This is a genomic window from Synechococcus sp. CS-1329 (assembly GCF_025128055.1).
GTDB lineage: Bacteria > Cyanobacteriota > Cyanobacteriia > PCC-6307 > Cyanobiaceae > Regnicoccus_A.
In genome coordinates, this window is sequence record NZ_JAHLYS010000036.1 from 1 (window position 1) to 25,512 (window position 25,512).

Below are 25,512 nucleotides of genomic sequence, written 5' to 3' on the forward strand. Positions count from 1 at the left end.
GCCGCGGCCGTGGTCGGCCACGGCCGCGGCCATGGCCAGCGCATCAGCCGCCGGCTGCAGCCCCTCCAGGGCTTGCCCCATGGCCGCAGCGGTCTCGGCGGGGTGGAGGTGCAGCCCTTCCAGCAGCAGCGGATCGAGGCTGAGGGGACCGTGCACCAGGTCGACTTCAGCGCCCCGCAACCGCGCGGCCTGGGCGAGCATCACCCCCATCCGGCCACTGCTGGGGTTGGTGAGGCAGCGGGCGGGATCCAGCCATTCGCGGGTGGGGCCAGCGCTCACCAGCAGCCGGCGCCCCCGCCAGTCGCGGCGCCAGCCATGCAACCGCAGGGTTTCAAGCCCCAGCAGCAATTGCTGCGGATCAGCCATCCGGCCGGCCCCCTGGCGGTCGCAGGCCAGCAGGCCGGCGGCGGGGCCCAGGGGCAGCACCCGCTCGAAGCCCTGCAGCTCCTCCCAGTTGCGCCGCACCCCGGGGGAGCGCCACATGGCTGTGTTCATGGCGGCCGCCGCCAGCACCGGAGCTTCCGTGGCCAGCAGCGTGCTGGCCAGCAGGGTGTCACCACAGCCCTGCACCCAGCGGGCCAGGCTGGTGGCACTCAGGGGCGCCAGCAGCACCAGCTCGGCCCACTCGGCCAGTTCCACATGCAGGGGCCGGGGCGCCCGGTGGCTCCACTGGTCCTCGTCGAGGTGACAGGGGGCGCGGCTGAGGCTGGCCAGGGCCACCGGGCTCACCAGCCGGGCGGCGCTGGGGGTGAGCAGGCAGCGAACCTGGGCGCCGCGCTGAACCAGGGCACTGACCAGAGCCGGCAACTTGACGGCGGCGATGCTGCCACTGATGGCCACCAGGATCCGGCAGCCAGCCAGCGGCTCACTCCTCATCGAAGGGTTCCTGATCCACCAGATGCACGTAAGGGCGTGCCAGATCCGGGCGGTGGATGGCCAGGGCCCGGATCAGGTGCCAGTCCTGCAGGGCTTCAAAGGGATTGGGGTAGTCGTCGTCATCCAGGCGCTGGGCCAGCTCGGCGATGGCGGCCTCGTCGAAGGCGGCCAGTCGCTCAGGCGTGATCGGGGTTGCGGACACGGGGCCAGTGGAGCGAAGCACCCCTCAATTCCAGCGCATCGGCCCCACCCCTGGGCCAGGGCGGGGCGAGATGGGCGGATGCGCCCACGATCATCGGCCAATCGGCGGTGATAAATTGCCCAAAGGGATACCTCCCCAGGGGAATTAGCTCAGCTGGTAGAGCGCTGCGATCGCACCGCAGAGGTCAGGGGTTCGAGTCCCCTATTCTCCATGCTGACTTCATTGCACGCGGCGGATGGAGTGGACCCCCGAGGCGGAAACCAGGCTCAAGGAAGTGCCTTTCTTCGTGCGTCCCGCCGTGCGGCGCCGGATTGAAAGCCTGGCGCTCGAGGCCTCCCTCACCAGCATCGATCTCGCCTTCTACACCGCCGCCAAGGCCCGCTTCGGCGAGAAGTAGGTGGTCTGGCAGGCCGTTGTGGCCTGGATGGGGCCGCCGAGGCCGGCCATCAGGTAAAAGGGAGGGCAACAGAGGATGCCCCATCCATGTCGCAATCCAAGCGCGAGCAGGTGGTGAGTCACCTGCGCTACATCCGCCAGGAACTCCGGGAGATGCACCAGGGGGTGATGGAAGACGGTCTGCTGCCGGAGGCCGGTGAGGTGCGTGGGGTGATGGCCCAGATGGAGGCGCTGCTGGAGCTGCTGGAAGGCAAGGGCTCGCGCAAGAACAAGGACAGCGAAAGCTGAACGGCGGCGCCCGACTGGCAGGGCGCTCTGAACGGGTGTAAACCTGCGGCAGTCGGCCAGTTGCCCCAGCCTCTGGAGCCAGCAACGGCCCCCACCTTCTTCCATCGGCCCCTTGGTGATCCGCCCGCAGCAGACCCGGTTGCATCGTCAGGTGGCTCTGCAGGGAGAGCGCCTGCGCCATTGGGCGGAGAATCCCTGGCGGCGGCTCTCACTGGTGCTGATCACCGGGTTCGGAGCCTTCTTTTTCGGCGGCGCCGTGGGGATGCTCACCGGAGCCCTGTCCTATCTCGATCCGCTGGCGGCCCTGATCTGCGTGGTGCCGATCGAGGTCTCGATCCGCTGCCGCCGCTGGCTGATGCAGCGCCCCCAGGACCGCCTCACCCTGCAGCTGGTGGATGCGGGCCGCATCGGCCTGCTCTACGGCCTGCTGCAGGAGGGCTTCAAGCTTCTCTGAGCTCGTCGCCGCGGGCAGCCAGCAGGTAGAGCAGGGCCATGCGCATGGGGATGCCATTGCGCACCTGCTCGGCCACCAGGCAGCGCTCGGGGTCATCCAGCAGATCGCCACTCATCTCCACCCCGCGGTTGACCGGGCCCGGGTGCAACACAGGCACCGTCGGCCCGCACAGCTTCAGGCGGGCCTGGCTGAGACCGAAGCGGCGGTGGTAGCTCTCCAGGCTGGTGAGCAGGTGCTCGTGCATCCGCTCCCGCTGCAGCCGCAGGGTCATCACGGCATCGGCCCCCGGCAGGGCCCGCTCCAGCTGCCGCTCGATCCGGATCGTGCCGCGCTGCGCCACCGGATCCAAGGCCTGGCCTGGGGGCGGGGCTGCAACGAACTGGGTGAAGGCCTCGGGCAGCAGCGTGGGCGGGGCGCAGAGCACCACATGGGCGCCGCAGGCGGTGAGCGCCCAGAGGTTGGAGCGCGCCACGCGCGAATGCAGCACATCACCGACGATCACGATCGTGCGGCCACTCAGCGCCGCCGGGGTGGGCTGCTCCGGCGCAAAGTGACGGGCAAGGGTGAACAGATCCAGCAGCCCCTGGCTGGGGTGGCTGTGCAGTCCATCCCCACCGTTGAGCACCGCCACCGGCCGGCCACCGCTGCGCCTTTCCCGGTCGAGGTCGCGGGCCAGGGCCGCCGGAACACCGGCGCAGCGGTGGCGCACCACCAGCACATCGGCGCCCATGGCCACGTAGGTGAGGGCGGTGTCGAGCAGGCTCTCCCCTTTGCTCAGGGAGCTGGAGGAGGGGGAGAAACTCTGCACATCCGCGGAGAGGCGGCGGGCCGCCAGCTCGAAACTGCTGCGGGTGCGGGTGCTGGGCTCAAAGAAGAGGCTGGTGACCTGCCGGCCCTGCAGGGCCGGCAGCTTGCGGGAGCCACTGACGGGCATCACCCGGAAGCGCTGGGCCAGCTCCAGCACGGTGGTGAAATCCTCGAGGCTGAAGGCCGCCAGATCGATCAGGTGCCGATGGGACCAGCCGCTCACGGCTCCAGCTCCGCTGCTACCGCTGCAGGCAGCACGGCGGCGGGCTCGAGGGCCAGGCCGCGGGCCCAGGTGCGGTCAGCGCGGGCCCGGCGGCTGACGCTGCGGCTGGCCCTGAGGTACCAGCGCCAGGGCAGCTCCAGCGCCTGGCTGATGCCGATGCGGGTGGTGGTGACCAGCGGGATCTGGCCCTGCAGCTCCTGCTGCTGCCACCAGGTCAGCAGGGCCGGGGGGCGCGGCAGCAGCCACGCTTCGCCGGTGCCATCCAGCGGCTGGCCGTCGTGACGGCGATCAAGGCCGAAGCGACGGGCCAGCAGGGCGGGACCAGCGGCGGTGCGTTCGGGCTCACCCGCCAGGGCCACGGCCCTCAGCAGAACACCGTTGGCCCAGCCCTCACGGTCGGTGACCACATTCACGCAGTGATGGATGCCATGACTGACGTAAACGTAGAAGCGCCCCGGCGGGCCGAACAGGGTTTCGTTCGAGGGCGAACGGCGGCGGTGGCCATGGCAGGCGGGCTCGCTCTGGCAGTAGGCCTCGGTCTCCACCACCAGGCCCCGGAGCCAGCGCCCATCCTCGAAGCGGCGCAGCAGCTGGCAGCCCACCAGATCCGGACCCACCAGATGGGCGCCCCGCGCAAAGAAGGCGGGCGTCAGCGGATCGACACCCCCGGCAGCGATGGCGGCCCCGGCGGCGGAAGCCGCCAGACTGAGGTTCACCGCTCCGTCAACGGATCGGTCCCCGGCACTCCCTCGCGTCTGTTTCGTGTCCAACGCTCTCTCCAGCTTCAATCTCGGCACCGTGCTGCTGCTCGGCAGCGGTCTGTTCTGCCTGACGACCCTCTACTTCGGCACCCGGGGTGGGTACTACGACAGCGACGACTACGACGGCAACGGCACCGCCCACTGAACTCCATCTCGAGGCTTGCGTGTCGCTGGGCTCAACCCTGGCGACGCAACTGCTCCGATTCGGGGCAGTCTTCGGCGGTTTCGAGATCCTCAGCCCTGGCGGTGCGGCTGAAGAAAGCCAGGCGGGTGCTCACCGCGCCGATCGAGTCGAGACGCACGCTCTCCTCCCAGCTGTGCAACTCGTCGTCGTCCTGCTCGTCGTAGCGCAGGGTGACGAGATCACCGGCGATCTCCACCACCAGCGCCTGCTCGATCCAGCGCTGCTGGTCGCGCAGAAACACCCACACCGGTCGCTTCTCGCTGCAGAACTGATCCAGCTTGCGGTGCAGCATCCTGAGTTCCGGCTCCAGTGGGCCGAGTGCGGATCGGGGCCCGGATTCCTCAGATCCTAGGGATACTTCAAGGGATCCCTCGTTTCGGCCCCGTCGCCGAGCTCCCTCCGGTGACGATCTCCTCGCCCCAGACCACCGCGCCGGCCGGCAGTCCGCTGCCGGGCCCCGCCCAGCATGTGGAGGAGATCCGGCTGCAGCTGCGCAGCTGGCCTGAGGTGGAGGACTATCTGCGGGGATGCAAGGGGGTGATCGTGCCCCTGGGCTCCACCGAGCAGCACGGCCCCACCGGCGCCATCGGCACCGATGCACTCACCGCCGAAGCGGTGGCCTTGGAGGTGGGGCGCCGCACCGGTGTGCTGGTCACCCCCGCCCAGGCCTTCGGCATGGCCGAGCATCACCTGGGCTTCGCGGGCACCATCAGCCTGCAGCCATCCACGCTGCTGGCCGTGATCCACGACGTGGTGCTCTCGCTGGCTCGCCATGGCTTCGAGCGGATCTTCGTGATCAACGGCCATGGCGGCAACATCGCCACCACCCGTGCCGCCTTTGCCGAGGCCTACGCCACGGCCGCCAGCCGCGGCCTGGCGGCCGCACCGGGGCTGCGCTGCCAACTGTCCAACTGGTTCATGGCCGGGCCGGTGATGCGCGAGGCGCGGGAGCGCTACGGCAAGCGCGAAGGGCAGCACGCCACCCCCAGCGAGATCGCTCTCACCCTGCACCTGGAGCCGAGCCTGGTGGCCAAGCAGCGGCCCCTGCCGGAGCCGGCCCCTGCCGGGCCGATCCATGGGCCCGAGGATTTCCGCCGCCGCTACCCGGACGGGCGCATGGGCTCCGACCCCTTCCTCGCCAGCGCCGAAGACGGCCAACGCTTCCTGGAGCTGGCGGCCGAGGCCCTCAGCGCCGATCTGGAAACGTTCCTGAGCGAATGAAGCCGGGGCGCCTGGGCTGCTGCCGCTAGGTTCAGCCCAGACGAGCAACAGCGCTTCGATGGGCAAGATTTCCTCCGACGACGTGCGCAAGGTGGCCCAGCTGGCCCGCCTGGACCTGCCCGAGGCCAAGATCGCCACCTACACCGGCCAGCTGGAGCGGATCCTTGAGTACGTGGCGCACCTGGAGCAGGTGGACACCGAGGGGGTTCCCCCCACCACCCGGGCGGTGGAGGTGGTCAATGTGACCCGCGGCGATGCGGTGGAGCCAACGCCCGTGCGCGAGCAATTGCTGGAGCTGGCGCCCCAGCGCGAGGGTGACTTCTTCCGGGTTCCCCAGATCCTCACCAGCTGAAGCGGCTGGCTGGCCTCAGCCGGCGGAAGAGCGCGGCACCGGTGAGACGGCGGTGCGGTGCAGCAGTGAGAGCAGGTGGCGGCGGGAGCGGGCCGTGGGCATCAGCGCGGCAATCGGGCGCAGGCGGCTGCGGCGGCGTTTGTGGCTGCGGATGCCCAGGAAGATGTCGTAGAGGAAGTTGATGCCGTCGTGGGGGGTTTCGAACAGCCCCAGCCGCTGGGGCGAGCCCTTGGCCTCCAGCAGCGGCTGGGTGGCCCGGTAGGCCGGTTGATACTCAAACCAGGGAATGGACGGCCAGAGGTGATGGATCAGGTGGTAGTTCTGCCCCATGATCAGCCAGTTCATCAGCCGACTGGGATAGACCCTGGCGTTATGCCAGCGGTTGCGCGACTTGAACGGGCGGTGGGGCAGGTAATCAAAGAACAGCCCCAGGGTGACGCCCACCATGAGCGCCGGTGCAAACCAGCAGTTGAAGATGAACGGCTCAAAATTGAACTTGAAGGCAGCCAGCACAATCGAGATGAAAATCGCGCGGGCTATGCCCCACTCCAGCAACTCCCATTTGCGCCAGAGGCGATGGCGGAAGAAGAACACTTCGTGATAGAAGAAGCGCGGTGCAATCAGCCACAGCGGCCCGAAGGTGGAGACGATGTGATCGGGGTCGCGCTTCGGATCATTGACATGGGCGTGGTGCTGCAGGTGCACCCGGGTGAACACCGGAAAGCTGAAGCCCAGCAGCAGCGCGGCACCATGGCCCATCAGCGCATTCCAGAAGCGGCTGGGGTGGGCGGCGTTGTGGCAGGCGTCGTGGATGACGGTGCCCTCCAGGTGCAGAGCCAGGAAACCCAGGCCCAGCAGCAGCGGCAGCGGCCACTGGGGCACGAACCAGCCCCAGATGGTGAGCGCCGCCAGCCCGTAGCCGCCAAGGAAAAGGCCCACGGTGGGGTTCCAGGCCGCGGGGGGATCGAGGAACTCCTTCGGCACCGAGCGCATGGAGGCGCCTGAGGGCGAAGCATCGATGGCAGGTTCCGGCGACAGGGCCAACAGTTGGGTCATCGCCGCAGACCACGCCTCAATAAACGGCTCCCACCTTACGGGCACCAGCCGGTCTGCTGCCGGGCCAGCACGGGCAGGCGCAGGCTCACCAGCCAGGAGAGGCCCACCAGCAGCGCCGAGCACCAGAGGCAGGCCTGCAGGCCGCCCACCAGGAACAGGGCGCCGGAGAGCAAGGTGCCCAGCAGCCGGCCGGCGGCATTGGCCATGTAATAGAAGCCCACGTTGAGGCTCACCGATTCGGCATCGGTGTAGGCCAGCACCATGTAGCTGTGGATCGAGGAATTCATCGCGAACACCACCCCGAAGGCCGCCAGGCCCACCACCACGGCGATGCCGGGGTTGCCAACCTCGCGCCACAGGCTGATGGCGATCAGGGCGGGGATGGCGGTGAGCACGGCGCTCCAGAACTGCACGGCAGACACCCCCGGCGGCGCGCTTTGGCCCCAGCTGCGCCGCAGGGCCGGCACCGAGGCCTGAATGATCCCGTAGCCGATCACCCAGAGGCCCATGAAGCCACCGGCTTCCCAGTACTTCCAGCCCAGCACTGATTGCAGGAACACCGGCAGGGCCACCACGAACCACACATCACGGGCGCCGAACAGGAAGAAGCGGGCTGTCGAGAGCACGTTGATACCCTTGGATTTGGAGAACAGGGCCGTGATGGCGGGCTTCTCCTTCATGCGCCCGATCTCACCAGGCAGCACCAGGGTGATCAGAAAGGAGAGGAACAGGCCGGCGGCCATCGCCCCAACGGCGGCGCTGAAGCCGATCGTGGTGAGCAGCCATCCCCCCAGGAAGAACCCCACCCCCTTGAGGGCGTTTTTGGAGCCGGTGAGGATCGCCACCCATTTGAACAGCTGGTTTTCGCCCCGGCTGTAGTCCTCGGGGGTTTCCGGCACCACCGTCTTGATGGCGCTCTTGGCGCTCATCTTGTTGAGGTCCTTGGCGATGCCGCTGATTGCCTGGGCCACCATCACATAGGCCACACTCCACCAGCGGGGCCAGTCGTCGGCCACCGGAATCAGCATCAGCAGGGCAGCCACCTGCATCAGCGTTCCGGCCCAGAGGGTGAGCCGCAGGCCGAAGCGGGCCCCCAGCCAGCCGCCGTAGAGGTTGGTGACGATGCCGAAGAATTCGTAGAAGAGAAAGAGAAAAGCGATCTCCAGGGTGGAGTAGCCCAGCTGGTGGAAGTGGAACACCACGAGCATGCGCAGGGCCCCATCGGTGAGGGTGAAGGCCCAGTAGTTGGCCGTGACGACCGCGTACTGCTGCAATCCCGTGAGATGTTTCATCGGGCGGCATCTTCCAGGGCGGCACTTTCCAACGCAGCCACGTGGCAGGCCAGATCCGCCATGCGGCAGCTGTAGCCCCACTCGTTGTCGTACCAGGCGTAGACCTTGAGCTGGGTGCCGTTCACCACCAGCGTGGAGAGGGCATCAATGATCGAACTGCGCGGATCGTTGACATAATCAATCGACACCAGCGGCCGGGTTTCGTAGCCGAGGATTCCCTGCAACGGCCCGTTGGCGGCGACCTCGAAGGCGGCGTTCACCTGCTCGGCGCTCACCTCCTGCTGCAGCTCGAACACCGCATCGGTGAGCGAGCCATGCAGCAGCGGCACCCGCACGGCGTGGCCGTTGAGCTTGCCCTCCAGTTCTGGGAAGATCATCCCGATCGCCCGGGCGGATCCGGTGGTGGTGGGGATCAGGGATTGGAGGCAGGAGCGGGCCCGGCGCAGGTCGCTCTTGAAGGCATCCACCACCACCTGGGTGTTGGTGACGTCGTGCAGGGTGGTGATCGAACCGTGGCGGATGCCGAAGCTTTCGTGCACCACCTGCACCACGGGCGCCAGGCTGTTGGTGGTGCAGGAAGCGGCCGTCAGCAGGCGGTGGCGCTGGGGGTCGTAGAGGTGGTGGTTGACGCCGAACACCACGTTCAGGGCTTCCTCGCCGGCCACCACCCCCTTCACGGGGCAGGCCACGATCACCCGCTCAAGGCCCAGCTCTCTGAAGTAGGGCTCGAGGGTGTCGGGGGTTTTGAAGCGGCCGCTGCACTCGAGCAGCAGCTCAACACCGGCGGCCGCCCAGCCCACAGCGGCGGGATCGCTCTGCTGGCTCCAGGCGATGAAGGCGCCGGCCGCGGCCACCCCTCCCGGGAGCAGCGGAACTTTGAACCCGGCGGCTTCGGCCTGCGGGCTGAAGGGCCAGCGGCCATGCACCGAATCAAACTCCAGCAGGTGGGCCGCGGCGCCCGCGTCAGCGGCCGGATCGTTGAGCAGCACCAGCTCGATGCCAGGGCGGCCCCAGAGGGCACGGAACAGCAGGCGGCCAATGCGCCCGAAGCCGTTGATGCCGATCTTCATCGCGCCTGGGGAGGGGACCCAGTCAGCTTAGATCAAGTTTGGTTGATGGATGCAGTCAGTCGCTCTGGCTGGGCTCTTGTTCGCGCGGCCCGCTCAGAGGCGCATCCTTGAGAAGAACACGGTTGTTTCGCCGGGGGTGGCGAAGCCATCGGTGTTGGCATCAATCTGGCGAAACCGTTTCCGGGCCGGCCGCTGAAACTCAAAGAGCTCAACTCGCCCATCATCATTCTCGTCCATGCTGTCGATGAACAGAACGGACAGGTCGTCAACCCCCCGCTCTTTCAAGCTTTGTGATGCCGTGTCAGGGACGACTTCAGAGAACAGGGCACGAACTTCTTCCAGGGTAATGGCGCCATCCCCATCGACATCGAGCTTCTTGAATTTCTCGCCACGATCTTGCAGCACTTCAACTTCCGTGACCCTGCCATCGGCATTGGCGTCCAATTCAAAATACTGCTTGACAGCATCATTGATCGCCGGAGCATTGGCCCCACCAGGAGCGGCAAGCGCTGAGCCGGCAGAGGCCATACCAAAGCAAGCCGTCATGGCAATGAACAGCAACTTTGCCGAGGGGAGAGAATGCATCAGTTCGGTCTTGAGGGGATCAATGCGTTGCAGGCATGCAACGTCCTCACCATAGGGACCTGAGTTAGAACGAGGTCCGAGCTGAACGTCGGCCGGGCAGGCGACAGGAGTGCCATGCTGCGCCGAAACTTCCAGCAATCAACTACAACAGCTGCATTGATCCAGGTCGATCCCATGAGCGTGGCCATGGCGCCCCTGCAGGTCGAGCAGGCCCGCCAGCTGCTCAAGGCCCTCGCCGATCCGCTGCGCCTGCGGGTGATCGAGGCCCTCGGCGACGGCGAGCGTTGCGTCTGCGATCTCACCACTGATCTGGGCCTGAGCCAGTCGAAGCTCTCCTTTCACCTCAAGGTGCTCAAGCAGGCCGGATTGCTGGCTGATCGGCAGGAGGGCCGCTGGATCTACTACCGCCTGCGCCCCGAGGCCCTCGGCGCCCTGCAGGGCTGGATCGCCGATCTGGCTGGCCACTGCAGCACTCCCGCCCAACCCTGCCCCTGAGGCCGCTCAGACCCCCTTCGGCAGCACCATCTCGATCGCGGCGCCGCCGTCGGGATGGTTGCGGGCCTGCACCCGGCCCCCGTGGGTGAGGGCGATCTGCTCCACAATCGCCAGGCCCAGGCCACTGCCGGCCTGCTGGCTGCGCACCCGCGACGGGTCACCCCGGTAGAAGCGCTCGAACAGATGGGCCAGGTCCTGCTGGCTGAGGCCAGGTCCGTGGTCGCGCACCTCCAGCTCCCACCAGAGGCCGCTGCTGCCCACGCTCAGCTCCACCACGGCGCCATCGGGGCTGTAGCGCAGGGCATTTTCAAACAGGTTGAGCAGGGCGCGGTGCAGCCGTGAGGCATCAGCCCAGAGCAGGCTGGCCTGGCGCTGACCGGTGACCAGCCGGACGCCGCGGCTTTCGGCGAGGGGCCTGAGGCTGCTCCAGGCCTCATCGGCCAGCTCCCAGAGGTCGAGCACCTCGTAGCGGCTCTCATCCAGAGGAAGGCTGTTCTCCAGGCGGGAGAGCTCCAGCAGATCGCCCACCAGTTCCTGCAGCCGCTTGAGCTCCCGCTGCAGGCGATCCACCAGCAGAGCACTGCTGCCACCGCCGGAGCCGCCGGCCTCTTGGCCCGTCTCCGTCGCCAGCCGCTCCCCCACCAGCATCAGGGCCGTGAGGGGGGTCTTGAGCTCGTGGGCCACGTCACTCACCCAGCGGCTCTGCTGATCCAGCTGGGATTCCATGGATCGGCGGCTGTTGATCCAGAGCGCCACCCAGCCCTCGCCGCCCGCCAGCAGCACGGCCTCCAGCGGCTCGTTGCCCTGCCACCACTCCAGCCGCTGGGGCCTGCCCCGACGACCCACCAGCCGGATCGCCTCCTCGAGATCCATCTGTTGAATCACGGCGCGCAGGGACTGGCCCCGCACCAATCGATCGGCGGGGAGCTGCAGCAGCCGCTCCGCCCGCGGGTTGATCGCCTGAATGCGCTGCTGAGCGTCGAGCACCAGCCAGCCCTGGGGTGCCCCCTCCAGCCAGGCCAGCAACTGCAGACGGCCCAGCTCCCGGCAGGGGTGACCGGGTGCTGCTCTCATCGGCGCCGGCCCGGCCCCAGCGGGGCCCACGGCCCCGGGCGATCAGCCAGCCGAGCAGCACGCCAAGGCCCAGGGCCAGCAGCAGGGTCATGGGCTTTGGCTCAACCGAAGCGGTAGCCGAAGCCCCGCACCGTCAGGATGTGCTCAGGCGCGGAGGGATTGATCTCGAGTTTCTCGCGCAGCCAGCGGATGTGCACATCCACGGTCTTGGTGTCAACCACGTAGTCGGTGCCCCAGACCTGATCGATCAGCTGATTGCGGCTCCAGACCCGACCCGGGTTCTGCATGAAGAACTCCGCCAGCCGGTATTCCTTCGGGGAGAGGTTCACCGCTGCCCCGCCGCGGGTGACGCGGAACTCATCGGGGTAAAGACTCAGCTCCCCGTGGTGAATGATCTCGCCGACGGGGAAGCGCTCCAATGTCTGCTGACTGCGGCGCAGCAGGGCACGGCAACGGGCCACCAGCTCGCGCAGCCCGAACGGCTTGACCAGATAGTCGTCGGCGCCCAGCTCAAGGCCCAGCACCCGATCCGTTTCCGTGTCGCGGGCGCTCACCATCAAAATGGGCGTGTGGGCATCACCGCGGCGCAGGTGGCGGCAGACATCCAGCCCGCCGACCCCCGGCAGCATCAGATCGAGCAGCACCAGATCGAAGCTGGCTGAACCCGGGCGCTGGGACGCGTCGATCTGCCGGATCGCCTGACGGCCATCAGCGGCACAGGCCACCTCAAAACCTTCCTGTGCCAGTGCCTCTTCAAGCGTGGTGCGGATGCCGTCGTCGTCATCGACGATGAGCAGGCGGGGCATGGGAGCGTCCGGGCCCACGAGCAGAACACTCAAATTAAGTCATCCGTGGCAGGTGGCTGATCACCAGGTGGCGCTGGCCATCAATCGTGAGCCAGCCCTGATCGCGCAGCTGACCGATCACCCGCGTGACCGTGACGCGAGTGGTGGAGAGGGCACTGGCCAGCTCCTGGTGGGTGAGACGCAGGTTGAGGCGCAGACCGTCCTGGCAGGGCTGGCCGTAGTCCTGGGCCAGCAACTCCAGGAAGCCGCGCACCCGCTCCTCCACCCGCCGCAGCCCCAGCAGGGAGAGCAGGGTTTCCGCCTGGCGGTGACGACTGATCACCGCCTGCATCACCGCCATGGCCAGGTGGGGCGCCTGCTCGATCTCGGCGCAGGAGAGGCAGAGCAGGTCGGAATCGGTGAGGGTGCTGGCTTCATAGGCCTGCACACTGGTGAGGGGTTCGCCGAAGGGCTCATTCGGCCCGGCCAGGCCGAGCAGCAGCGGATCACCGTGAATGGTGATGGCTTCGAGTTTGACCATGCCGCGCACCACCAGCCAGATGGTGTTCTTCAGCAGCGGAACCGCGCTGCCGGCTGCGATGTGCAGGAGCTGCCGCTGCCGGTAACTGGTTTCCAGCACCTCACGGATCGCATCGCTGCGGCCCGCATCGCGAAAGGGAGTTGAAACCATGGCTGATCTCCGCTGACACCCCGGAGTGTATGGACGACAACCGACAGGCAAGCAAAGACAAGAAAAGGGGGCGGTTAACCCTTGGCTAAGGATTCACCGCCCCCGGCCCCCGAGGGGCCATGGCTTCAGGAGCCGATGTTGCCCACGGCCTTCTTGGCCGAATTGAGCACCGTGCCGCGCAGGGGAACATAACCGAGGTCATCGGCTTTGTCCTGGGCCTTGGGGCTCAGCAGGAAGGCAATCGCCTGGCGAATACGCGGAGCTTTGGCGCCGTTGCCGCTCTTGTACGCCAGCACCCAGGTGAGGGTGGAGATGGGATAGCTGTCGGCACCGGCGGGGTTGGGATCCTCACCGGCCAGATTGGAGTCGAGGCGGATGTTGTTCAGGGCCGCCGCGCCACTCTTCAAGTTGGGCATCACGAACTTGCCCGCCTTGTTCTGCAGAGCCGCCGCCTTGATCGATCCCTTGACGAAGGCCTGATTGAGGTAACCGATGGAGCCCGAGGTGTTCTGAAGCACACCGGCCACACCCTCATTGCCCTTGCCGCCCACGCCCACAGGCCACTTCACCGACTTGCCCTCGCCCACCCTGCTCTTCCAGGTCGGCGAGAAGGCGGAGAGGGAGTTGGTGAACGCGAAGGTGGTGCCGGAGCCATCGGAGCGATGCACCACCGTGATCTTGCCGGGGGCACACTTGAGTTGCTTCCAGTCGTTGATCACCCCCAGGAAGATCTCAGCCGCCTGCTTCTGGGTGAGCTTGAGAGCACAACCCGGCTTGTTGTAAGCGATGGCAATCGTGCCACCCACCGTGGGGAGTTGCACCACACCACGCTTCACCTTGGCGGCATCGGCGGAGCTGATCGGCTCATCGGTGGCGCCGAAATCAACGGTGCCGGCAATGAACTGACGCACGCCGGCGCCGGAGCCCACCGATTGATAGTTGACCCGAGGGCCACCGCCACTGGCCAGATCGGAGAAAGCCCGTTGATAGAACGGGGATGGGAAAGAGGCTCCTGCACCATTGAGGGCGCTCTGAGCTGTGGCGGCAGCGCCAGCAGTCATGGCGGTCAGGACACTGAAGACAAAGGCCTTCTTCGCGAAGGTCATCACAGGCGCCAAAGGAGTGCGATTCCTGCTTAGCAACGAACTCAGCCTGAGGAATTTATGGCCTGATTAAGCTTGTTTCAAGATCAGATTATTTCAAGATCTGAATTCACGCTCAGTAGCAGGCTGCCCCAGCCGCAGACCGTCCCAACCGTCGGGCGGTCAACCGCCAGCCGGGGTGGAGAGTGGAACTGCCGAATCCACTGCAGGTCATGAGCCAGGACCGCGACGACGTCTTTGCCTTCCTTGCCCAAATCAACTCCGACAGGGAGTTGCGCGATGCGCTGAACCTGGTGGAGTCAGCCGAGGAGGTGGCTCAGCTGGCCCAGGAGCGGGGGCACAGCTTCTCCGCCACTGCCCTGGTGGAGCTGTTCAGCCGCTGCAACGAGGCCCCCAGGGCCCGGATCGGGCTGATGGATGAAAAGCTGATCAGAGTTCACCTCAAGCGTGATCAGCTGCGCTGAGCCACAGCTGCCATGGCGTTGCAACTCCCCCCCTACGACCCCCTGCCCCCGCCCCCCGACGGGACCGGCGGCCTGCTGCAGGTGGCGGTGGCCGAGCTGCGACCCTCCCAGCTCTGCATCGGCCTGGCCGAAATCCGTCAACGCCAGGCTGAGTTCGCTGCTGAATCACGCAAGAACCGTCAGCGCTACCTGCGCCGCAAGCCGGTCCCCCTGGTGCGCGACGCCAGGGGCGCGCTCTGGATGGTGGATCGCCACCACCGCCTGCGTGGCCTGCTGGAGATCGAGCCCGACGCCATGGCCTTCGGCTACGTGATCCTGCAGCTCTCCAGCGAAGACCCCAGCGCCGCGCTGGAGGCGATGGCCCAGCGCGGCTGGCTCTACCTGCACGACGGCCGCGGCCAGGGGCCCTGGCCGCCCGAGCGACTGCCCCGGAGCCTGCTGGGCCTCGACGACGACCCCTACCGCAGCCTGGTCTGGAAGCTGAAGCAGGAGAGGGTGATCGCACCGGCGCCGCTGATCCCCTTTCACGAATTCCGCTGGGGGGCCTGGCTGCGCAGCCGCTGCCTGCCGCCCTTCAGCTCCCTCTGCCTGGAGCCGGCCCTGCCGGCGGCCCGGGCCCTGGCCCGCTCCGCAGCGGCCTCACGCCTGGCGGGCTGGAAGGGCTGAACGGCACAGGCCCGAGCCTGCCTAGGCTAGAAAGGCTCGCCCCCCTTAGCGGAGACCGCTGGTATCCCCGCTTCGATCTGGTCCGAGCGGACCATTCGGTCGCCTCCTCTGAGCCCGATTTCAGGAGTGCCATCGAATGACCAACGCTCGACGAGCGGGAGTCGGCCTGCCGCCGCATCCCACGGCGATCATTTATTGCGAAGGCAACTTCGGCCGCATTGACGGCAAGACCGCCAACGGTCTGGTGCGCCACTCGGAGCACTACCGCATCCTGGCGGTGATTGACAGCCAGATGGCCGGCCATGACGCCGGCATGGTGCTCGATGGCGTGGCCCGCGGCATTCCCGTCTGCGCCAATTTGAGCGAAGCCCTGGCCCAGTGCGGAGGCCAGGTCGATCTGATGATCGTCGGCATGGCCCCGGCCAGCGGCAGGCTGACGCCAGAGCAGAAGCACGTGTTGCTCAGCGCCATCCGCGCCGGGCTGCATCTCATTAATGGGCTGCACGAATTCCTCAACGACGATGCCGAATTCGCCCGGGCGGCAGCGGATCATCACGTCAGCATCAGCGACATCCGGCGGCCGCCGAGTCTGAGCGATCTGCGCATGTTCAGCGGCCGCATCTCCTCCCTGCCCTGCCGCCGCATCGCCGTGCTCGGCACCGATGGGGCAGTGGGAAAACGCACCACCGCCGTGATCCTGACGCGGGCCCTGAACGACGCCGGCATCAAGACGGTGATGGTGGGCACCGGTCAGACCGGACTGATGCAGGGGGCCCGCCATGGCCTCGCCCTTGATGCCATCCCCTGCCAGTACGCCTCCGGCGAGGTGGAGGCCGCGGTGGTGGAGGCTTGGGAGGCGGAACATCCCGAGGTGATCGTGATCGAAGGCCAGGGGGCGCTCAGTCACCCGGCCTACCTCAGTTCGGCCTACATCCTGCGGGGATCACAGCCCCAGGCCGTGCTCCTGCAGCACGCACCGATGCGCCACTGGCTGAGCGATTTTCCCCAGATCCCGATGCCGACGCCGGCCAGCGAGATCGCCCTGATCGAAACCTTCGCCTCCACGCGGGTGATCGGTCTCTGCCTCAACCACGAAGGCATGGGCGAAGCGGAAGTGACCGCAGCGATCGCCCTCTACGGGATCGAACTGGGCCTGCCCGCCACCGATGCCCTCAGGCGCTCCCCGCAACGCCTGGTGGAGATGGTGATCGGCGCCTTCCCCGAACTGCAAGCCACTGCCGCCCGCCTCGGCTCTTGAGCGCCCCGAGGCTGGAGATCCGCCTCGACCGCATCGCCCACAACGCCCGCAGCCTGGTGGCTCGCCTCACCGCCAGGGGGCTGTCTGTCACGGCCGTGACCAAAGCCACCCTGGGGCTGCCCCAGGTGGCGGCGGTGCTGGCGGCGGCCGGAGTGAGCGGGATCGGCGAGCCGCGCATCGAAACCCTGGCGGCCCTGCGGCGCAGCGGCCTGACCCTGCCGCTGACCCTGATCCGCTCGCCCATGCCCAGCCAGGTGGCCCAGGTGGTGGCCCAGGCGGATATCAGCTTGAACACCGAGCCGGCGGTGCTGGCCCTGCTCTCGGCGGCGGCGATCGACCAGGACCATCGCCACGGCGTGGTGCTGATGGTGGAACTGGGCGATCTGCGCGAGGGGATCCTGCCGGAGCGGCTGGAGGGGATCGCAGCGGGCCTGCTGCGCCTGCCCGGCCTCGACCTGATCGGCATCGGCGCCAACCTGGCCTGCCAGAACGGCGTGGTGCCCTCCCAGGCCTCGATGGCCCAGCTCTCGTCGTTGGCCACGGGCCTGGAGAACCGCTTCGGCCTCGTGCTGCCGCTGGTGTCGGGGGGAAACTCCGCCAATCTCCCCTGGCTGTTTGCCGGGGGGAGCCCCGGGAGAATCAACAACCTGCGCCTCGGCGAGGCGCTCCTGCTGGGCCGCGAACCGCTGCAGCGCCGCCCGATCCCCGGCCTGCGCACCGATGCCTTCCGCCTGGTGGCCGAGGTGATCGAAGCCAATCTCAAACCCACCCTGCCCTGGGGCCACTGCCAGCAGGGGGCCTTCGGTGCGCCGCCCACGCGGGTGGATCGGGGCGAGCGCTGGCGGGCGTTGCTGGCCCTGGGCCTTCAGGATGTGGATGCCGCAGGCCTCACCCTGCCGGCGGGCATGACCCTGCTGGGGGCCAGCAGTGACCATCTGGTGCTCGACACCGGCTCCGTGGCGGTGGCGGTGGGAGCGGAACTGAGCTTCGATCTCAACTACAGCGCCCTGCTGCGGGCGATGACCTCACCCTTCGTGGCCCGCACCCTGATCGAGGCACCGATCCAGGCAACGGCGGAGGGCCGTCAGCGGTTGGCCTCCAACCCCGCTGGGGTCAAGGCCTGAGCGGCGCCGAGGGCCGGGTCCAGGCTGGCCAGGTAGCGCTTGCGTTGCCCCGACGCCCAGGGCTCATCGATGCAGACCCCGAGGGGGAGCAACGGGATCGGCTCAGGTGCGGCGCCGTGAGCCGTAGTCAAAGACGTGTCCATGGCTTGGAAGCTAGGCAGCAAGCCCGTTGGCGACTGTGCGCTGCATGGCCAAGGTCAGTGCCAGCGCACACGACAGACGCCGGCGCACGGGTAGATCAGGCCAGGAACAGCCAGGCCGGCCAGCAAGGTTCAGAATGCAGCCGACGGTTCCAGTGGCTCACACCCTGGAGGCAACGAGGAAAGACCGGTGTGCTGTGGTCCTGTGGTCTCCAGCGAATCCGGCACTGTCCCGCAGCTGTGATTGGGTCCCCTCTCCGGGTTTCCCCTCAGTCAGAACGCTCGCCGTCTCAGTTCCCCAACCCACCGGCGCGGACCGTTCCCCCCTTGATGAACCGAGCTCCCAGCACCAGCACCACGTCCCGGGCCCTCTACACCGGCCTGGCGGTGGTGGCCTTCGCCCTGGCCGCCCAGCCGGCCCAGGCCCACGGTTTCGCCCACGGAGGCCTCAGCTCCGGCTTCCTTCACCCCCTCACCGGCCTTGACCACCTGCTGCTGCTGATCGGTGTGGGCGCCGCCTCCGCCGCCATCTCCTCCACCCTGCTGCTCTGGGCCCTGGCAGGTGCCGTGGGCGGTGGTGTGTTCGGAGCGATGGGCGGCAGCCTGCCCTTCGGAGAACTGCTCGCGGCCCTGGCCATCTCCGCGGTGGCCGGCTCGATCCTGTGGTCCGAGCGCCAGGGCTCCAGCCCGCAGCTCAGCCTCTGGGGGGGGCTGGTGGCCGCCGCCGTGGCCGTGCACGCCATGCTGCACGGGCTGGAAGCCCCCAGCGACCAGACCTCCCTCTCCTGGTGGCTGGGGGCGTTCGTGGGCTCCCTGCTGGTGAGCGGTGGCACGCTGCTGGTGCTGCGCCGTCTCCCCTGCAGCGTCACCACCCGGCTGGCGGTGGCCCTGGCGCTCTGCGGTGGCCTGGTGGCCTTCGCTCCACTGGCTGTGCTCCTGCGCTGAACCCAGCCATGCCCACCGGGGGACTTGAACCCCCACGACCGAAGCCACTGGTACCTAAAACCAGCGCGTCTACCAATTCCGCCAGGTGGGCGTGGGCCGACTGTATCGAGCGGCTCAGAATGGCCACACCGCCGCTTCTGTCACCATGCTCGCCACCCTGGGTGGATCCCTGGCACTCCTTGCCGGTCTGCTGGTGCTGCTGCTGCCGCTGCTGGTGCCGGAGCTCAGCCGCCCCCGCGATTCGGTCTGGGGAGCCCTGGTGCTGGTGCTGGGTCTGGTGCTGGTCACCAGCGCCGAGCGCCTCAGCGGGGCACCGATGCTGGCCGTGCTCTGCGGCGGTCTGCTGATCGGCCGGCTGAGCTCGGAGGTGGGTCTGGGTCGCTGGCGCCAGCTCAGCCGCGCTGAACAGGTGCGCCTCACCGGTGTGGAGCGCTGGCGCACCAGCCTGCAGCAACTGGGCGCCGCCCTGACGGGGCTGGTCGGCCTGGCGGGATCGAAGCTGGGGGGAGTGGGCACCTGGCTGAAGGAGCGGCGCGAGGCCAGTGCCAAAGCCCAGACCAGCACCAAGCGCTGGGTTCGCCCCGAGCCTGAAGCGAGCGAAACCGCTGAAACCGCCGAAGCTGCTGAATCCAAGGAAGCTGCTGAATCCAAAGAAGCTGCTGAAACCGCGGAAACCCCTCCAGCTGAACCGAGCGCTGATGCGGCGCCAGCCGAGGAGCCGCTGCTGAATCAGCAGACCATCGACCACGACGTGACCACGGTGGAATCGTTCGCCGAGATTGAGCAGCTGATCGAGCAGGCCGCAGCAGCCGGCGATGGGGGAGCCGACGCCGAGCCGACGGCCGATGACGACGACAGGCCCTGAGGGCTGGGGTCGATAATTCGCTCTTGCTGCCCTCCCGGAGCCGTGACAGTCAGCCCGGTCTCCTACAAGGACACCCTCAACCTGCTGCAGACGCCCTTCTCGATGCGGGCGAACGCCAAAACCCGTGAACCGGAGCTGCAGGCGTTCTGGGCGGAGCTCGACCTCTACCAGCGGCTGAGCCGCGGCAATCCCGGCGAGGTCTTCACCCTCCACGACGGCCCTCCCTACGCCAATGGGCCCCTGCACGTGGGCCACGCCCTCAACAAGATCCTCAAGGACATCCTCAACAAGTACGCCCTGCTGCGCGGCCGGCGGGCCCGCTTCGTGCCGGGCTGGGATTGCCATGGGCTGCCGATCGAGCTCAAGGTGCTGCAGAGCCTCTCCAGCACCGAGCGCTCCGCACTCACCCCGCTCGAGCTGCGCCGCCGGGCCCACGCCTATGCCCTCGAGCAGGTGGAGGGCCAGAAGGCGGGCTTCAGGCGCTGGGGCATCTGGGCCGACTGGGAGCAGCCCTACCTGACCTTGAACAAGGCCTATGAGGCCGCCCAGATCGGTGTGTTCGGCCGCATGGTGCTCGCCGGCCACATCTACCGGGGCCTGAAGCCGGTGCACTGGAGCCCCAGCTCCCGCACCGCCCTGGCCGAGGCGGAACTGGAGTACCCCGACGGCCACACCTCCCCCAGCGTCTACGTGGCCTTTCCGGTGGTGGCCCTGCCCGGCGGGCTCGGCGCCCGGCTCACCGCCCTCGGCCTCACCAGCGCCGAAGCAGCCACCACGCCGGCTGAGGGCGATCTGGCGGTGGCGATCTGGACCACCACCCCCTGGACCCTGCCCGCCAACCTGGCGGTGTCGGTGAATGCCTCGCTGGAGTACGCCCTTTGCCGCGTGGGCGATCAGGGGGCCAACGGCTATCGCACCAGCCGCCACCTGATCGTGGCCGCGGCCCTGGTGGAGAGCCTGCGCAGCAGCCTTGGGCTGGAGCTCGAACCCCTGCTCAGCCTCAGGGGCGCGGAACTGGAGGGGGCCCAGTACCGCCACCCCCTCCTCGATCGCACCAGCCCGGTGGTGATCGGCGGCGATTACATCACCACTGAAGCGGGCACCGGCCTGGTGCACACGGCACCGGGTCACGGCGTCGATGATTTCATCACCGGCCGCAAGGCCGGCCTGCCCGTGCTCTGCCCGGTGGATGAAGCCGGCACCCTCACAGCCGAAGCCGGCCCCTTCGCCGGCCTCAACGTGCTCAAGGACGCCAACCCGGCGATCATCTCCGCCCTCGAGGCCGCCGGCGCCCTGCTGCGCCATGAGCCCTACGAGCACCGCTACCCCTACGACTGGCGCACCAAAAAACCGACGATCTTCCGCGCCACCGAGCAGTGGTTCGCCTCGGTGGAGGGCTTCCGCGCCGAGGCCCTCGACGCCATCGCCGCCGTCGACTGGCTGCCCGCCAGCGGCCGCAACCGCATCGAGGCGATGGTGCGCGACCGCGGCGACTGGTGCATCAGCCGCCAGCGCACCTGGGGCGTGCCCATCCCCGTTTTTTACCACCGAAGCAGCGGCGAAACCCTGCTCAACGCCGACACCCTCGCCCATGTGGAGGCCCTGATCGCCGAGCACGGCTCCGATGTCTGGTGGGAGAGAGAGGAAGCCGAGTTGCTGCCCCCCTCCCTCGCCGCCGAAGCGGCCCAGTGGCGCAAGGGCACCGACACGATGGATGTCTGGTTCGATTCCGGTTCCTCCTGGGCGGGAGTGCTGGGGGGCCTGGGCACGGGAGCCGATCCGGGGGCAGGTTCTGGCGACGAGGCCTGCGAAAACGCCTCAGCGACCGCTGAGGCTCCACCCCTGAACTACCCCGCCGATCTCTACCTGGAGGGCTCCGACCAGCACCGGGGCTGGTTCCAGAGCAGCCTGCTCACCTCCGTGGCCGTCAACGGCCAGGCCCCCTACAGGCGGGTGATCACCCACGGCTTCACCCTCGATGAGAAGGGCCGCAAGATGAGCAAATCCCTGGGCAATGTGGTCGATCCAGCCGTGCTGGTGGAGGGCGGCAAGAACGAGAAGCAGCAGCCCGCCTACGGCGCCGATGTGCTGCGTCTGTGGGTGAGTTCCGTGGATTATTCCGCCGATGTGCCGCTGGGGCCGGGCATCGTCAAACAGCTGGCCGATGTGACCCGCAAGGTGCGCAACACGGCCCGCTACCTGCTGGGCAACCTGCACGACTTCGACCCCAGGCCTGCGGCCGACGGGGGCGATGCGGTGGCGATCGCCGATCTGCCGCTGCTGGACCGCTGGATGCTGGAGCGCACCGCCGGTTTGATCGAGGCGGTGAGCGCCGATTTCGAGCGCTACGAGTTCTACCGCTTCTTCCAGGCCCTGCAGAACTTCTGCGTGGTGGATCTCTCCAACGTCTACCTCGACATCGCCAAGGACCGGCTGTACGTGAGCGGGGCCAGCGACTTCCGCCGCCGCAGCTGCCAGACGGTGCTGGCCCTGGTGGTGGAGCGGCTCGCGGGCCTGATCGCGCCGGTGCTCTGCCACATGGCCGAAGACATCTGGCAGAACCTGCCCTATCCGGTGGCGGAGCGCTCGGTGTTCGAGCGGGGCTGGCCCAGCGCACCGGCCCTCTGGGCTGAGGCCGCCCTGGTGGAGCCGCTGCGGCCGCTGCTGGAGCTGCGCGGGCAGGTGAATCGTCAGCTGGAGAGCTGCCGCGTCAACGGCGATCTGGGGGCCTCCCTGGAGGCCCGGGTGGAACTGGAGCTGGGCAGCGGCGATCGCGCAGAAGCCCTGGCCGCCTCCCTGGAGCTGCTCAACTCCAGCCCCCACCCCTCGGTGGACAACCTGGCCGACTGGCTGATCGTCTCGCAGCTGGAGCTACGCCCCAGCGGTGCCGCGGCCCTGGCCGATCCCCTGGCGGAAGCCAGCGAGGGGGGCATCACCGTGCGCATCGCCCGAGCCGAAGGGCGCAAATGCGAGCGCTGCTGGCACATGGAAACCGACATCGGCACCCATGCCTCCCATCCCAGCCTCTGCGGGCGCTGCGTGGCCGTGCTGGAGGGCTGAGAGCGGCTTGCGAGGTCTTGAAATGGTCCCAGTCAGGACCCAGGACGAGATCCCGTGGTCTGCTCCCGATCAGAACAACCAACCTGATCGGGAGCGGACGGGTGGTTCAGCATCGGCACTCCAGCAGATGAGGGATGCCCCTCAGATGAAGTCCGATGGAGAATCAACTGGCAATTCTGTTCTTCTGAGAGGGCCCACTCCAGCAGATAGGCCGCCAGATTGCTGAGGGATCGCCCCTGTTCGTTGGCAATCTGAGCCAATCCCTCATGAACGCTGTCTGGGATGGTGATACTGATGCGAACGGGAGACCGAAAAGGAGAGGGACCCTGATGTTCAGTTCTCATGGCCACCTCCTCTCCCTGACTCAATCAAAAGAAACGATCGGTTCATGCATGCGACCAGCAGAGCAGGCCAATTGAGCATCAATGGAATGGGACTCCTCACAGTCTCAACCTAACGCTGTTGCGCCATGGCGGCATGCCAGTGGCGAGCCAAGGACCAGGTGGGCGGATCCCATTGCTGCAGATTAGGAACAGATCTGCTGCAGTACTGCTGCAATGCCCATCAACGCCGGGCCGAAACGCAACAGTGCCCAGAATCGGCAGACCTGAGGGGAGCGTCCTGCAGATCAGCCACGCATCGACAGCAGATCGACGGCATCCCTGCCACAGCTCTGTGCCTACCCTGAAGAAGAAGGCAAGGAAACGGCATGGATAAATTAATTGTTGAACTCAGCCTTTCCCCAGGCACGGCCGACGTGATCCAGCGCGTTGCGGAAGCACTGGGAACCAGTGTTGAAGACATTCTGTCTGTTCACCTGGAAACCCTCCGTACAGCGGTCAACTACACCCCTTCCAGATATGGCCACAAGATAAGCTCCACCCCCATGCAAGTCATCATTTCCGAGGAGCTCATGACCGCAGCCTGATCAGATCGAAGGCTTGAAGCTCCCGAGTGAGTCTCGCTGCAAAGAGACTCAATTACAACAGTGCTGTGCAGCGCCAGTCTGCTGCTACTACAGCTCTGAATATCGCTTGAATGATGACCGAGAGACGACGCAGTCAACTCAATGAACTCAATCCCAGGAGTTATGTCTTGTATCGTGTCATCTGTGGCGCCCTGGAAGACTTGCAGCAAGAAATCCTGGCCGGCTCCGCAATCACATCTGACCTCTCGCCCTTGGCCTCAGCCATGCAGGATCGGCGTCTGCTGGTGGAATGGCTGCGAGATCTGGGATTCCCGCCAGCATCGACCTACAACGATTGCGGGATCACCGCAGAAGTTGAGGATGTCTTGATGCTGGGCTCAGCCTGAACTAGCGAAGGGCCATCTCAGGGGGAAAGTGACCAAAAGCTATCCCGACCCCGGCTCAATGGCGCGGCCTGAAAAGCGCATATTTCACATAAACGTGCTGACAAGCTATGGCGATCCTCGGATCAAGCGCATACGTTCTAGATTGAATCAATGAATGAGACGCCTGACAACCAGAAGCCGACGAGTCAAATTCATCTGAGGACATATGCATACAACCCGCCCAAGCAAGAACGCCGCCGGTGATGGTCTCAACGACTATCTGAGACTGATTAAGCGCACGACACTTTTAACTCCTGATGAAGAACTGCACCTGGCCGGAATCGTGCAGGAGTGGCTCAACCATACCAATCCGCCAAAGGCTCTAATAAAAAGTGGCATTAGGGCTAAGAACCGCATGGTATCCGCCAACCTCAGGCTGGTGGCACTGATCGGCCTCAAGTATAAGGACCGGATCGGTAGCCTCCAACTGGAGATGCTTGACCTCCTGCAGGCCGGCAATCTTGGCTTGATCCGAGCCGTCGAACTGTTCGACCCCACTCGCGGCTACAAGTTTTCCACCTATGCCTTCTGGTGGATCCGCGAGGCGGTCACGAATGCGATGCGCGAAGGTGGCAGTGGCATCAGGATTCCAAAGACGATACTCAGTCTCGCCTTCCGCGCTGAGCGCCTGCAAGCCTCCTCCGACCAAGTTCTCTCCACCAGCATGGTTGCGAAGCGTCTCGGAGAATCAGAACGACGTGTGGAGAATTCATTGCGCACTGTACGGGAATGCCGCACCACTTCACTCGACCGAAAGATTGGAATCATAAGCGAAGACATCTGCCTGATGGATTTAATACGCGACGAAAAGAGTCTGATTATGCAGGACGACTACCAATGGCTTCTTATGCATGTTCAGACTCTCGATAGCCGTGAAAAGCATCTGCTCCAACTGCGCTTTGGTGCCGAAAAGAGCCGTTCCTATGCCGAGGTGGCTGATTCGATGGGGATGAGCAAGGGTCAAGTGCAGAGTCTCGAACGGAGAGTGCTGCGCAAGCTCCGTCATCGGCTCACCCCCGTGCCCCATCCTCGCGAGGCTGGAGCTCCATTGACCGAATTCAGCGCAGCCAGTTGATCGAGGCCAAGCGGGGCTGCACGTCTGCCGTTGATCCGGTCCGCCGACAAGCTCAGCCGATGGCTTGAGTGTTTCAATCAGAAGCACAAGGATGAACTTCTAGCACCCTCAACTGGATGGAGGAATCAATGAAACACCCCATGAATCGAAGAAATCAGTATTGGATTGCGGGGCTCTCCGCTGTGGTGGTGGTGGGTGCTCTCGCCTTCCTGAATCAGCAGCAACAGCAGCGTCTTCAGGCCCAGGCCCTCCAGGATCAATCCACCCGGGAGGCACTGCAACGTGAGCAGAGGGAGCTGACGCTCAGGAACAACCTGCAGTCCGCCTCGCAGCGGGAAGCCGCACTTCAGTTGCAGCTGAGGGAAATGGATGTGGCCACCAGCCGGCAACTTGCCGATGCTGCCAACACTGAAGCGGGAGCGAGCCTGCGCCAGGCTGTGATGGCCCAGCAGGAGACCAAGCGTCAGAAGGCGGAAGAGGAACTGGAGGATCTCAGAGCACAACGAATCCAGCTCGAAAAACAGGTCGATTGTGAGCGGATTCAGTTGTCGGTAAATCAACTGAAGTCCAGAGGGGAAACTGATCAAGTGCTCAAACTGCTGAAGCTCTGGAACGCACCATGCCCGAACCTCCAGGCTGCTCGGTAG

32 protein-coding genes, 2 tRNA genes and 1 riboswitch are annotated in these 25,512 nt (G+C 66.5%); of the genes, 19 read left to right on the forward strand and 15 right to left on the reverse strand.

What is annotated here, in order from left to right; translation table 11 throughout:
- Together coaBC and KQ304_RS08355 are read right to left on the reverse strand one after the other, a co-directional pair.
- On the reverse strand, nucleotides 1–876 hold an 876-nt coding region (gene coaBC, locus KQ304_RS08350; protein WP_259736648.1), incomplete at its 3' end, for a bifunctional phosphopantothenoylcysteine decarboxylase/phosphopantothenate--cysteine ligase CoaBC.
- Nucleotides 866–1,078 (reverse strand): DUF2555 domain-containing protein, encoded by a 213-nt coding sequence (locus KQ304_RS08355; protein WP_259736649.1) that lies wholly within the window; start codon nucleotides 1,076–1,078, stop codon nucleotides 866–868. The genes KQ304_RS08355 and coaBC, both read right to left, overlap by 11 nt.
- 138 nt (nucleotides 1,079–1,216) lie before the next feature.
- Between KQ304_RS08355 and KQ304_RS08360 the strand changes: the two genes are divergently transcribed.
- The 4 genes from KQ304_RS08360 to KQ304_RS08375 all read left to right on the forward strand — a co-directional run bounded on the left by KQ304_RS08360 (nucleotide 1,217) and on the right by KQ304_RS08375 (nucleotide 2,216).
- Nucleotides 1,217–1,289 (forward strand) — tRNA-Ala (locus tag KQ304_RS08360).
- Nucleotides 1,290–1,313: 24 nt separating this feature from the next.
- Entirely contained in the window at nucleotides 1,314–1,475 is a 162-nt protein-coding gene (locus tag KQ304_RS08365) for a PCP reductase family protein (RefSeq protein WP_259736650.1), read from the forward strand.
- An 86-nt stretch (nucleotides 1,476–1,561) separates the two neighbouring features.
- Entirely contained in the window at nucleotides 1,562–1,762 is a 201-nt protein-coding gene (locus tag KQ304_RS08370; protein WP_006172336.1) for a hypothetical protein, read from the forward strand.
- 115 nt (nucleotides 1,763–1,877) lie between these two features.
- Nucleotides 1,878–2,216 (forward strand): DUF565 domain-containing protein, encoded by a 339-nt coding sequence (locus KQ304_RS08375; RefSeq protein ID WP_311133901.1) that lies wholly within the window; start codon nucleotides 1,878–1,880, stop codon nucleotides 2,214–2,216.
- Here the strand turns inward: KQ304_RS08375 and KQ304_RS08380 are convergent.
- The gene (locus KQ304_RS08380; protein ID WP_259736652.1) at nucleotides 2,203–3,246 is read right to left on the reverse strand and encodes an aspartate carbamoyltransferase catalytic subunit; all 1,044 of its coding nucleotides are present in this window, start codon (nucleotides 3,244–3,246) and stop codon (nucleotides 2,203–2,205) included. The genes KQ304_RS08375 and KQ304_RS08380 overlap by 14 nt on opposite strands.
- Nucleotides 3,243–3,923: a DNA-3-methyladenine glycosylase gene (locus KQ304_RS08385; protein WP_259736767.1), complete on the reverse strand. Its 681-nt coding sequence runs from the start codon at nucleotides 3,921–3,923 to the stop codon at nucleotides 3,243–3,245. Before KQ304_RS08385 ends, KQ304_RS08380 begins: the two co-directional genes overlap by 4 nt.
- 85 nt (nucleotides 3,924–4,008) lie before the next feature.
- Between KQ304_RS08385 and KQ304_RS08390 the strand changes: the two genes are divergently transcribed.
- A complete protein-coding gene (locus KQ304_RS08390) occupies nucleotides 4,009–4,152 on the forward strand; it encodes a hypothetical protein (RefSeq protein WP_259736653.1) in 144 nt (47 codons plus the stop codon).
- Between the two features lie 31 nt (nucleotides 4,153–4,183).
- Here KQ304_RS08390 and KQ304_RS08395 read toward each other — a convergent pair whose 3' ends face one another.
- The gene (locus tag KQ304_RS08395; protein ID WP_259736654.1) at nucleotides 4,184–4,483 is read right to left on the reverse strand and encodes a DUF6679 family protein; all 300 of its coding nucleotides are present in this window, start codon (nucleotides 4,481–4,483) and stop codon (nucleotides 4,184–4,186) included.
- A 155-nt stretch (nucleotides 4,484–4,638) separates the two neighbouring features.
- Here KQ304_RS08395 and KQ304_RS08400 point away from each other — a divergent pair, with 155 nt between their 5' ends.
- Both KQ304_RS08400 and gatC read left to right on the forward strand, forming a co-directional pair.
- Nucleotides 4,639–5,412: a creatininase family protein gene (locus tag KQ304_RS08400; protein WP_259736768.1), complete on the forward strand. Its 774-nt coding sequence runs from the start codon at nucleotides 4,639–4,641 to the stop codon at nucleotides 5,410–5,412.
- A gap of 58 nt (nucleotides 5,413–5,470) precedes the next feature.
- A complete protein-coding gene (gatC, locus tag KQ304_RS08405) occupies nucleotides 5,471–5,764 on the forward strand; it encodes an Asp-tRNA(Asn)/Glu-tRNA(Gln) amidotransferase subunit GatC (protein ID WP_259736655.1) in 294 nt (97 codons plus the stop codon).
- Between the two features lie 15 nt (nucleotides 5,765–5,779).
- On the opposite strand, the gene crtR is transcribed toward gatC, so the two are convergent.
- The 4 genes from crtR to KQ304_RS08425 form a co-directional block, all read right to left on the reverse strand.
- Entirely contained in the window at nucleotides 5,780–6,820 is a 1,041-nt protein-coding gene (crtR, locus tag KQ304_RS08410; RefSeq protein ID WP_259736656.1) for a beta-carotene hydroxylase, read from the reverse strand.
- 35 nt (nucleotides 6,821–6,855) lie between these two features.
- Nucleotides 6,856–8,112, reverse strand: a complete 1,257-nt coding sequence (gene arsJ, locus KQ304_RS08415; RefSeq protein WP_259736657.1) for an organoarsenical effux MFS transporter ArsJ — start codon at nucleotides 8,110–8,112, stop codon at nucleotides 6,856–6,858.
- Complete coding sequence (locus KQ304_RS08420) at nucleotides 8,109–9,182, reverse strand: ArsJ-associated glyceraldehyde-3-phosphate dehydrogenase (protein WP_259736658.1); 1,074 nt, start codon at nucleotides 9,180–9,182, stop codon at nucleotides 8,109–8,111. Before KQ304_RS08420 ends, arsJ begins: the two co-directional genes overlap by 4 nt.
- 93 nt (nucleotides 9,183–9,275) lie before the next feature.
- Nucleotides 9,276–9,905, reverse strand: coding sequence for an EF-hand domain-containing protein (locus KQ304_RS08425; protein WP_259736659.1), 630 nt, complete (start codon nucleotides 9,903–9,905; stop codon nucleotides 9,276–9,278).
- A gap of 36 nt (nucleotides 9,906–9,941) precedes the next feature.
- Here KQ304_RS08425 and KQ304_RS08430 point away from each other — a divergent pair, with 36 nt between their 5' ends.
- Nucleotides 9,942–10,262 (forward strand): helix-turn-helix transcriptional regulator, encoded by a 321-nt coding sequence (locus tag KQ304_RS08430; RefSeq protein WP_259736660.1) that lies wholly within the window; start codon nucleotides 9,942–9,944, stop codon nucleotides 10,260–10,262.
- A gap of 6 nt (nucleotides 10,263–10,268) precedes the next feature.
- On the opposite strand, the gene KQ304_RS08435 is transcribed toward KQ304_RS08430, so the two are convergent.
- The 4 genes from KQ304_RS08435 to pstS form a co-directional block, all read right to left on the reverse strand.
- Entirely contained in the window at nucleotides 10,269–11,336 is a 1,068-nt protein-coding gene (locus tag KQ304_RS08435) for a cell wall metabolism sensor histidine kinase WalK (protein WP_259736661.1), read from the reverse strand.
- 101 nt (nucleotides 11,337–11,437) lie between these two features.
- The gene (locus KQ304_RS08440) at nucleotides 11,438–12,142 is read right to left on the reverse strand and encodes a response regulator transcription factor (RefSeq protein ID WP_259736662.1); all 705 of its coding nucleotides are present in this window, start codon (nucleotides 12,140–12,142) and stop codon (nucleotides 11,438–11,440) included.
- Nucleotides 12,143–12,176: 34 nt separating this feature from the next.
- Nucleotides 12,177–12,812: a Crp/Fnr family transcriptional regulator gene (locus KQ304_RS08445; protein WP_259736663.1), complete on the reverse strand. Its 636-nt coding sequence runs from the start codon at nucleotides 12,810–12,812 to the stop codon at nucleotides 12,177–12,179.
- Nucleotides 12,813–12,937: 125 nt separating this feature from the next.
- Nucleotides 12,938–13,918, reverse strand: a complete 981-nt coding sequence (pstS, locus tag KQ304_RS08450; protein WP_259736664.1) for a phosphate ABC transporter substrate-binding protein PstS — start codon at nucleotides 13,916–13,918, stop codon at nucleotides 12,938–12,940.
- A gap of 209 nt (nucleotides 13,919–14,127) precedes the next feature.
- On the opposite strand from pstS, the gene KQ304_RS08455 reads away from it, so the two are divergent.
- The 5 genes from KQ304_RS08455 (at nucleotide 14,128) to KQ304_RS08475 (ending at nucleotide 18,512) form a co-directional block, all read left to right on the forward strand.
- Nucleotides 14,128–14,379, forward strand: a complete 252-nt coding sequence (locus KQ304_RS08455) for a Nif11-like leader peptide family natural product precursor (protein ID WP_259736665.1) — start codon at nucleotides 14,128–14,130, stop codon at nucleotides 14,377–14,379.
- A 12-nt stretch (nucleotides 14,380–14,391) separates the two neighbouring features.
- Entirely contained in the window at nucleotides 14,392–15,045 is a 654-nt protein-coding gene (locus KQ304_RS08460; RefSeq protein WP_259736666.1) for a ParB-like protein, read from the forward strand.
- A gap of 136 nt (nucleotides 15,046–15,181) precedes the next feature.
- Nucleotides 15,182–16,303 carry a DUF1611 domain-containing protein gene (locus tag KQ304_RS08465; protein ID WP_259736667.1) on the forward strand — a complete coding sequence of 374 codons (1,122 nt, stop codon included), beginning with the start codon at nucleotides 15,182–15,184 and terminating at the stop codon, nucleotides 16,301–16,303.
- The gene (locus KQ304_RS08470; protein WP_259736668.1) at nucleotides 16,300–17,427 is read left to right on the forward strand and encodes an alanine/ornithine racemase family PLP-dependent enzyme; all 1,128 of its coding nucleotides are present in this window, start codon (nucleotides 16,300–16,302) and stop codon (nucleotides 17,425–17,427) included. Before KQ304_RS08465 ends, KQ304_RS08470 begins: the two co-directional genes overlap by 4 nt.
- A gap of 270 nt (nucleotides 17,428–17,697) precedes the next feature.
- Nucleotides 17,698–17,872: riboswitch (cobalamin riboswitch) on the forward strand.
- Nucleotides 17,873–17,897: 25 nt separating this feature from the next.
- Nucleotides 17,898–18,512 (forward strand): HupE/UreJ family protein, encoded by a 615-nt coding sequence (locus tag KQ304_RS08475; RefSeq protein WP_259736669.1) that lies wholly within the window; start codon nucleotides 17,898–17,900, stop codon nucleotides 18,510–18,512.
- 9 nt (nucleotides 18,513–18,521) lie between these two features.
- Here the strand turns inward: KQ304_RS08475 and KQ304_RS08480 are convergent.
- Nucleotides 18,522–18,603 (reverse strand) — tRNA-Leu (locus KQ304_RS08480).
- A 54-nt stretch (nucleotides 18,604–18,657) separates the two neighbouring features.
- Between KQ304_RS08480 and KQ304_RS08485 the strand changes: the two genes are divergently transcribed.
- Together KQ304_RS08485 and ileS are read left to right on the forward strand one after the other, a co-directional pair.
- Nucleotides 18,658–19,377: a Ycf66 family protein gene (locus KQ304_RS08485; protein WP_259736670.1), complete on the forward strand. Its 720-nt coding sequence runs from the start codon at nucleotides 18,658–18,660 to the stop codon at nucleotides 19,375–19,377.
- A 102-nt stretch (nucleotides 19,378–19,479) separates the two neighbouring features.
- Entirely contained in the window at nucleotides 19,480–22,437 is a 2,958-nt protein-coding gene (ileS, locus tag KQ304_RS08490) for an isoleucine--tRNA ligase (RefSeq protein ID WP_259736769.1), read from the forward strand.
- Between the two features lie 32 nt (nucleotides 22,438–22,469).
- On the opposite strand, the gene KQ304_RS08495 is transcribed toward ileS, so the two are convergent.
- Entirely contained in the window at nucleotides 22,470–22,781 is a 312-nt protein-coding gene (locus tag KQ304_RS08495; RefSeq protein ID WP_259736770.1) for a ribbon-helix-helix domain-containing protein, read from the reverse strand.
- 365 nt (nucleotides 22,782–23,146) lie between these two features.
- On the opposite strand from KQ304_RS08495, the gene KQ304_RS08500 reads away from it, so the two are divergent.
- The 4 genes from KQ304_RS08500 to KQ304_RS08515 all read left to right on the forward strand — a co-directional run bounded on the left by KQ304_RS08500 (nucleotide 23,147) and on the right by KQ304_RS08515 (nucleotide 25,512).
- The gene (locus tag KQ304_RS08500; RefSeq protein ID WP_259736671.1) at nucleotides 23,147–23,365 is read left to right on the forward strand and encodes a hypothetical protein; all 219 of its coding nucleotides are present in this window, start codon (nucleotides 23,147–23,149) and stop codon (nucleotides 23,363–23,365) included.
- A gap of 113 nt (nucleotides 23,366–23,478) precedes the next feature.
- Nucleotides 23,479–23,751 (forward strand): hypothetical protein, encoded by a 273-nt coding sequence (locus KQ304_RS08505; RefSeq protein WP_259736672.1) that lies wholly within the window; start codon nucleotides 23,479–23,481, stop codon nucleotides 23,749–23,751.
- 205 nt (nucleotides 23,752–23,956) lie between these two features.
- Nucleotides 23,957–24,865 (forward strand): sigma-70 family RNA polymerase sigma factor, encoded by a 909-nt coding sequence (locus tag KQ304_RS08510; RefSeq protein ID WP_259736673.1) that lies wholly within the window; start codon nucleotides 23,957–23,959, stop codon nucleotides 24,863–24,865.
- A gap of 116 nt (nucleotides 24,866–24,981) precedes the next feature.
- The gene (locus tag KQ304_RS08515) at nucleotides 24,982–25,512 is read left to right on the forward strand and encodes a hypothetical protein (RefSeq protein ID WP_259736674.1); all 531 of its coding nucleotides are present in this window, start codon (nucleotides 24,982–24,984) and stop codon (nucleotides 25,510–25,512) included.

Bases quoted from the DNA above. Each gene is read 5' to 3' on its own strand.
- KQ304_RS08365 (WP_259736650.1), top strand. From the start codon at position 1,314: ATGGAGTGGACCCCCGAGGCGGAAACCAGGCTCAAGGAAGTGCCTTTC.
- KQ304_RS08370 (WP_006172336.1), top strand. From the start codon at position 1,562: ATGTCGCAATCCAAGCGCGAGCAGGTGGTGAGTCACCTGCGCTACATC.
- KQ304_RS08395 (WP_259736654.1), bottom strand. From the start codon at position 4,483: ATGCTGCACCGCAAGCTGGATCAGTTCTGCAGCGAGAAGCGACCGGTG.
- gatC (WP_259736655.1), top strand. From the start codon at position 5,471: ATGGGCAAGATTTCCTCCGACGACGTGCGCAAGGTGGCCCAGCTGGCC.
- crtR (WP_259736656.1), bottom strand. From the start codon at position 6,820: ATGACCCAACTGTTGGCCCTGTCGCCGGAACCTGCCATCGATGCTTCG.
- arsJ (WP_259736657.1), bottom strand. From the start codon at position 8,112: ATGAAACATCTCACGGGATTGCAGCAGTACGCGGTCGTCACGGCCAAC.
- KQ304_RS08420 (WP_259736658.1), bottom strand. From the start codon at position 9,182: ATGAAGATCGGCATCAACGGCTTCGGGCGCATTGGCCGCCTGCTGTTC.
- KQ304_RS08430 (WP_259736660.1), top strand. From the start codon at position 9,942: ATGAGCGTGGCCATGGCGCCCCTGCAGGTCGAGCAGGCCCGCCAGCTG.
- KQ304_RS08435 (WP_259736661.1), bottom strand. From the start codon at position 11,336: ATGAGAGCAGCACCCGGTCACCCCTGCCGGGAGCTGGGCCGTCTGCAG.
- KQ304_RS08440 (WP_259736662.1), bottom strand. From the start codon at position 12,142: ATGCCCCGCCTGCTCATCGTCGATGACGACGACGGCATCCGCACCACG.
- KQ304_RS08445 (WP_259736663.1), bottom strand. From the start codon at position 12,812: ATGGTTTCAACTCCCTTTCGCGATGCGGGCCGCAGCGATGCGATCCGT.
- pstS (WP_259736664.1), bottom strand. From the start codon at position 13,918: ATGACCTTCGCGAAGAAGGCCTTTGTCTTCAGTGTCCTGACCGCCATG.
- KQ304_RS08455 (WP_259736665.1), top strand. From the start codon at position 14,128: ATGAGCCAGGACCGCGACGACGTCTTTGCCTTCCTTGCCCAAATCAAC.
- KQ304_RS08460 (WP_259736666.1), top strand. From the start codon at position 14,392: ATGGCGTTGCAACTCCCCCCCTACGACCCCCTGCCCCCGCCCCCCGAC.
- KQ304_RS08465 (WP_259736667.1), top strand. From the start codon at position 15,182: ATGACCAACGCTCGACGAGCGGGAGTCGGCCTGCCGCCGCATCCCACG.
- KQ304_RS08475 (WP_259736669.1), top strand. From the start codon at position 17,898: ATGAACCGAGCTCCCAGCACCAGCACCACGTCCCGGGCCCTCTACACC.
- KQ304_RS08485 (WP_259736670.1), top strand. From the start codon at position 18,658: ATGCTCGCCACCCTGGGTGGATCCCTGGCACTCCTTGCCGGTCTGCTG.
- ileS (WP_259736769.1), top strand. From the start codon at position 19,480: ATGCGGGCGAACGCCAAAACCCGTGAACCGGAGCTGCAGGCGTTCTGG.
- KQ304_RS08495 (WP_259736770.1), bottom strand. From the start codon at position 22,781: ATGAGAACTGAACATCAGGGTCCCTCTCCTTTTCGGTCTCCCGTTCGC.
- KQ304_RS08500 (WP_259736671.1), top strand. From the start codon at position 23,147: ATGGATAAATTAATTGTTGAACTCAGCCTTTCCCCAGGCACGGCCGAC.
- KQ304_RS08505 (WP_259736672.1), top strand. From the start codon at position 23,479: ATGACCGAGAGACGACGCAGTCAACTCAATGAACTCAATCCCAGGAGT.
- KQ304_RS08510 (WP_259736673.1), top strand. From the start codon at position 23,957: ATGCATACAACCCGCCCAAGCAAGAACGCCGCCGGTGATGGTCTCAAC.
- KQ304_RS08515 (WP_259736674.1), top strand. From the start codon at position 24,982: ATGGAGGAATCAATGAAACACCCCATGAATCGAAGAAATCAGTATTGG.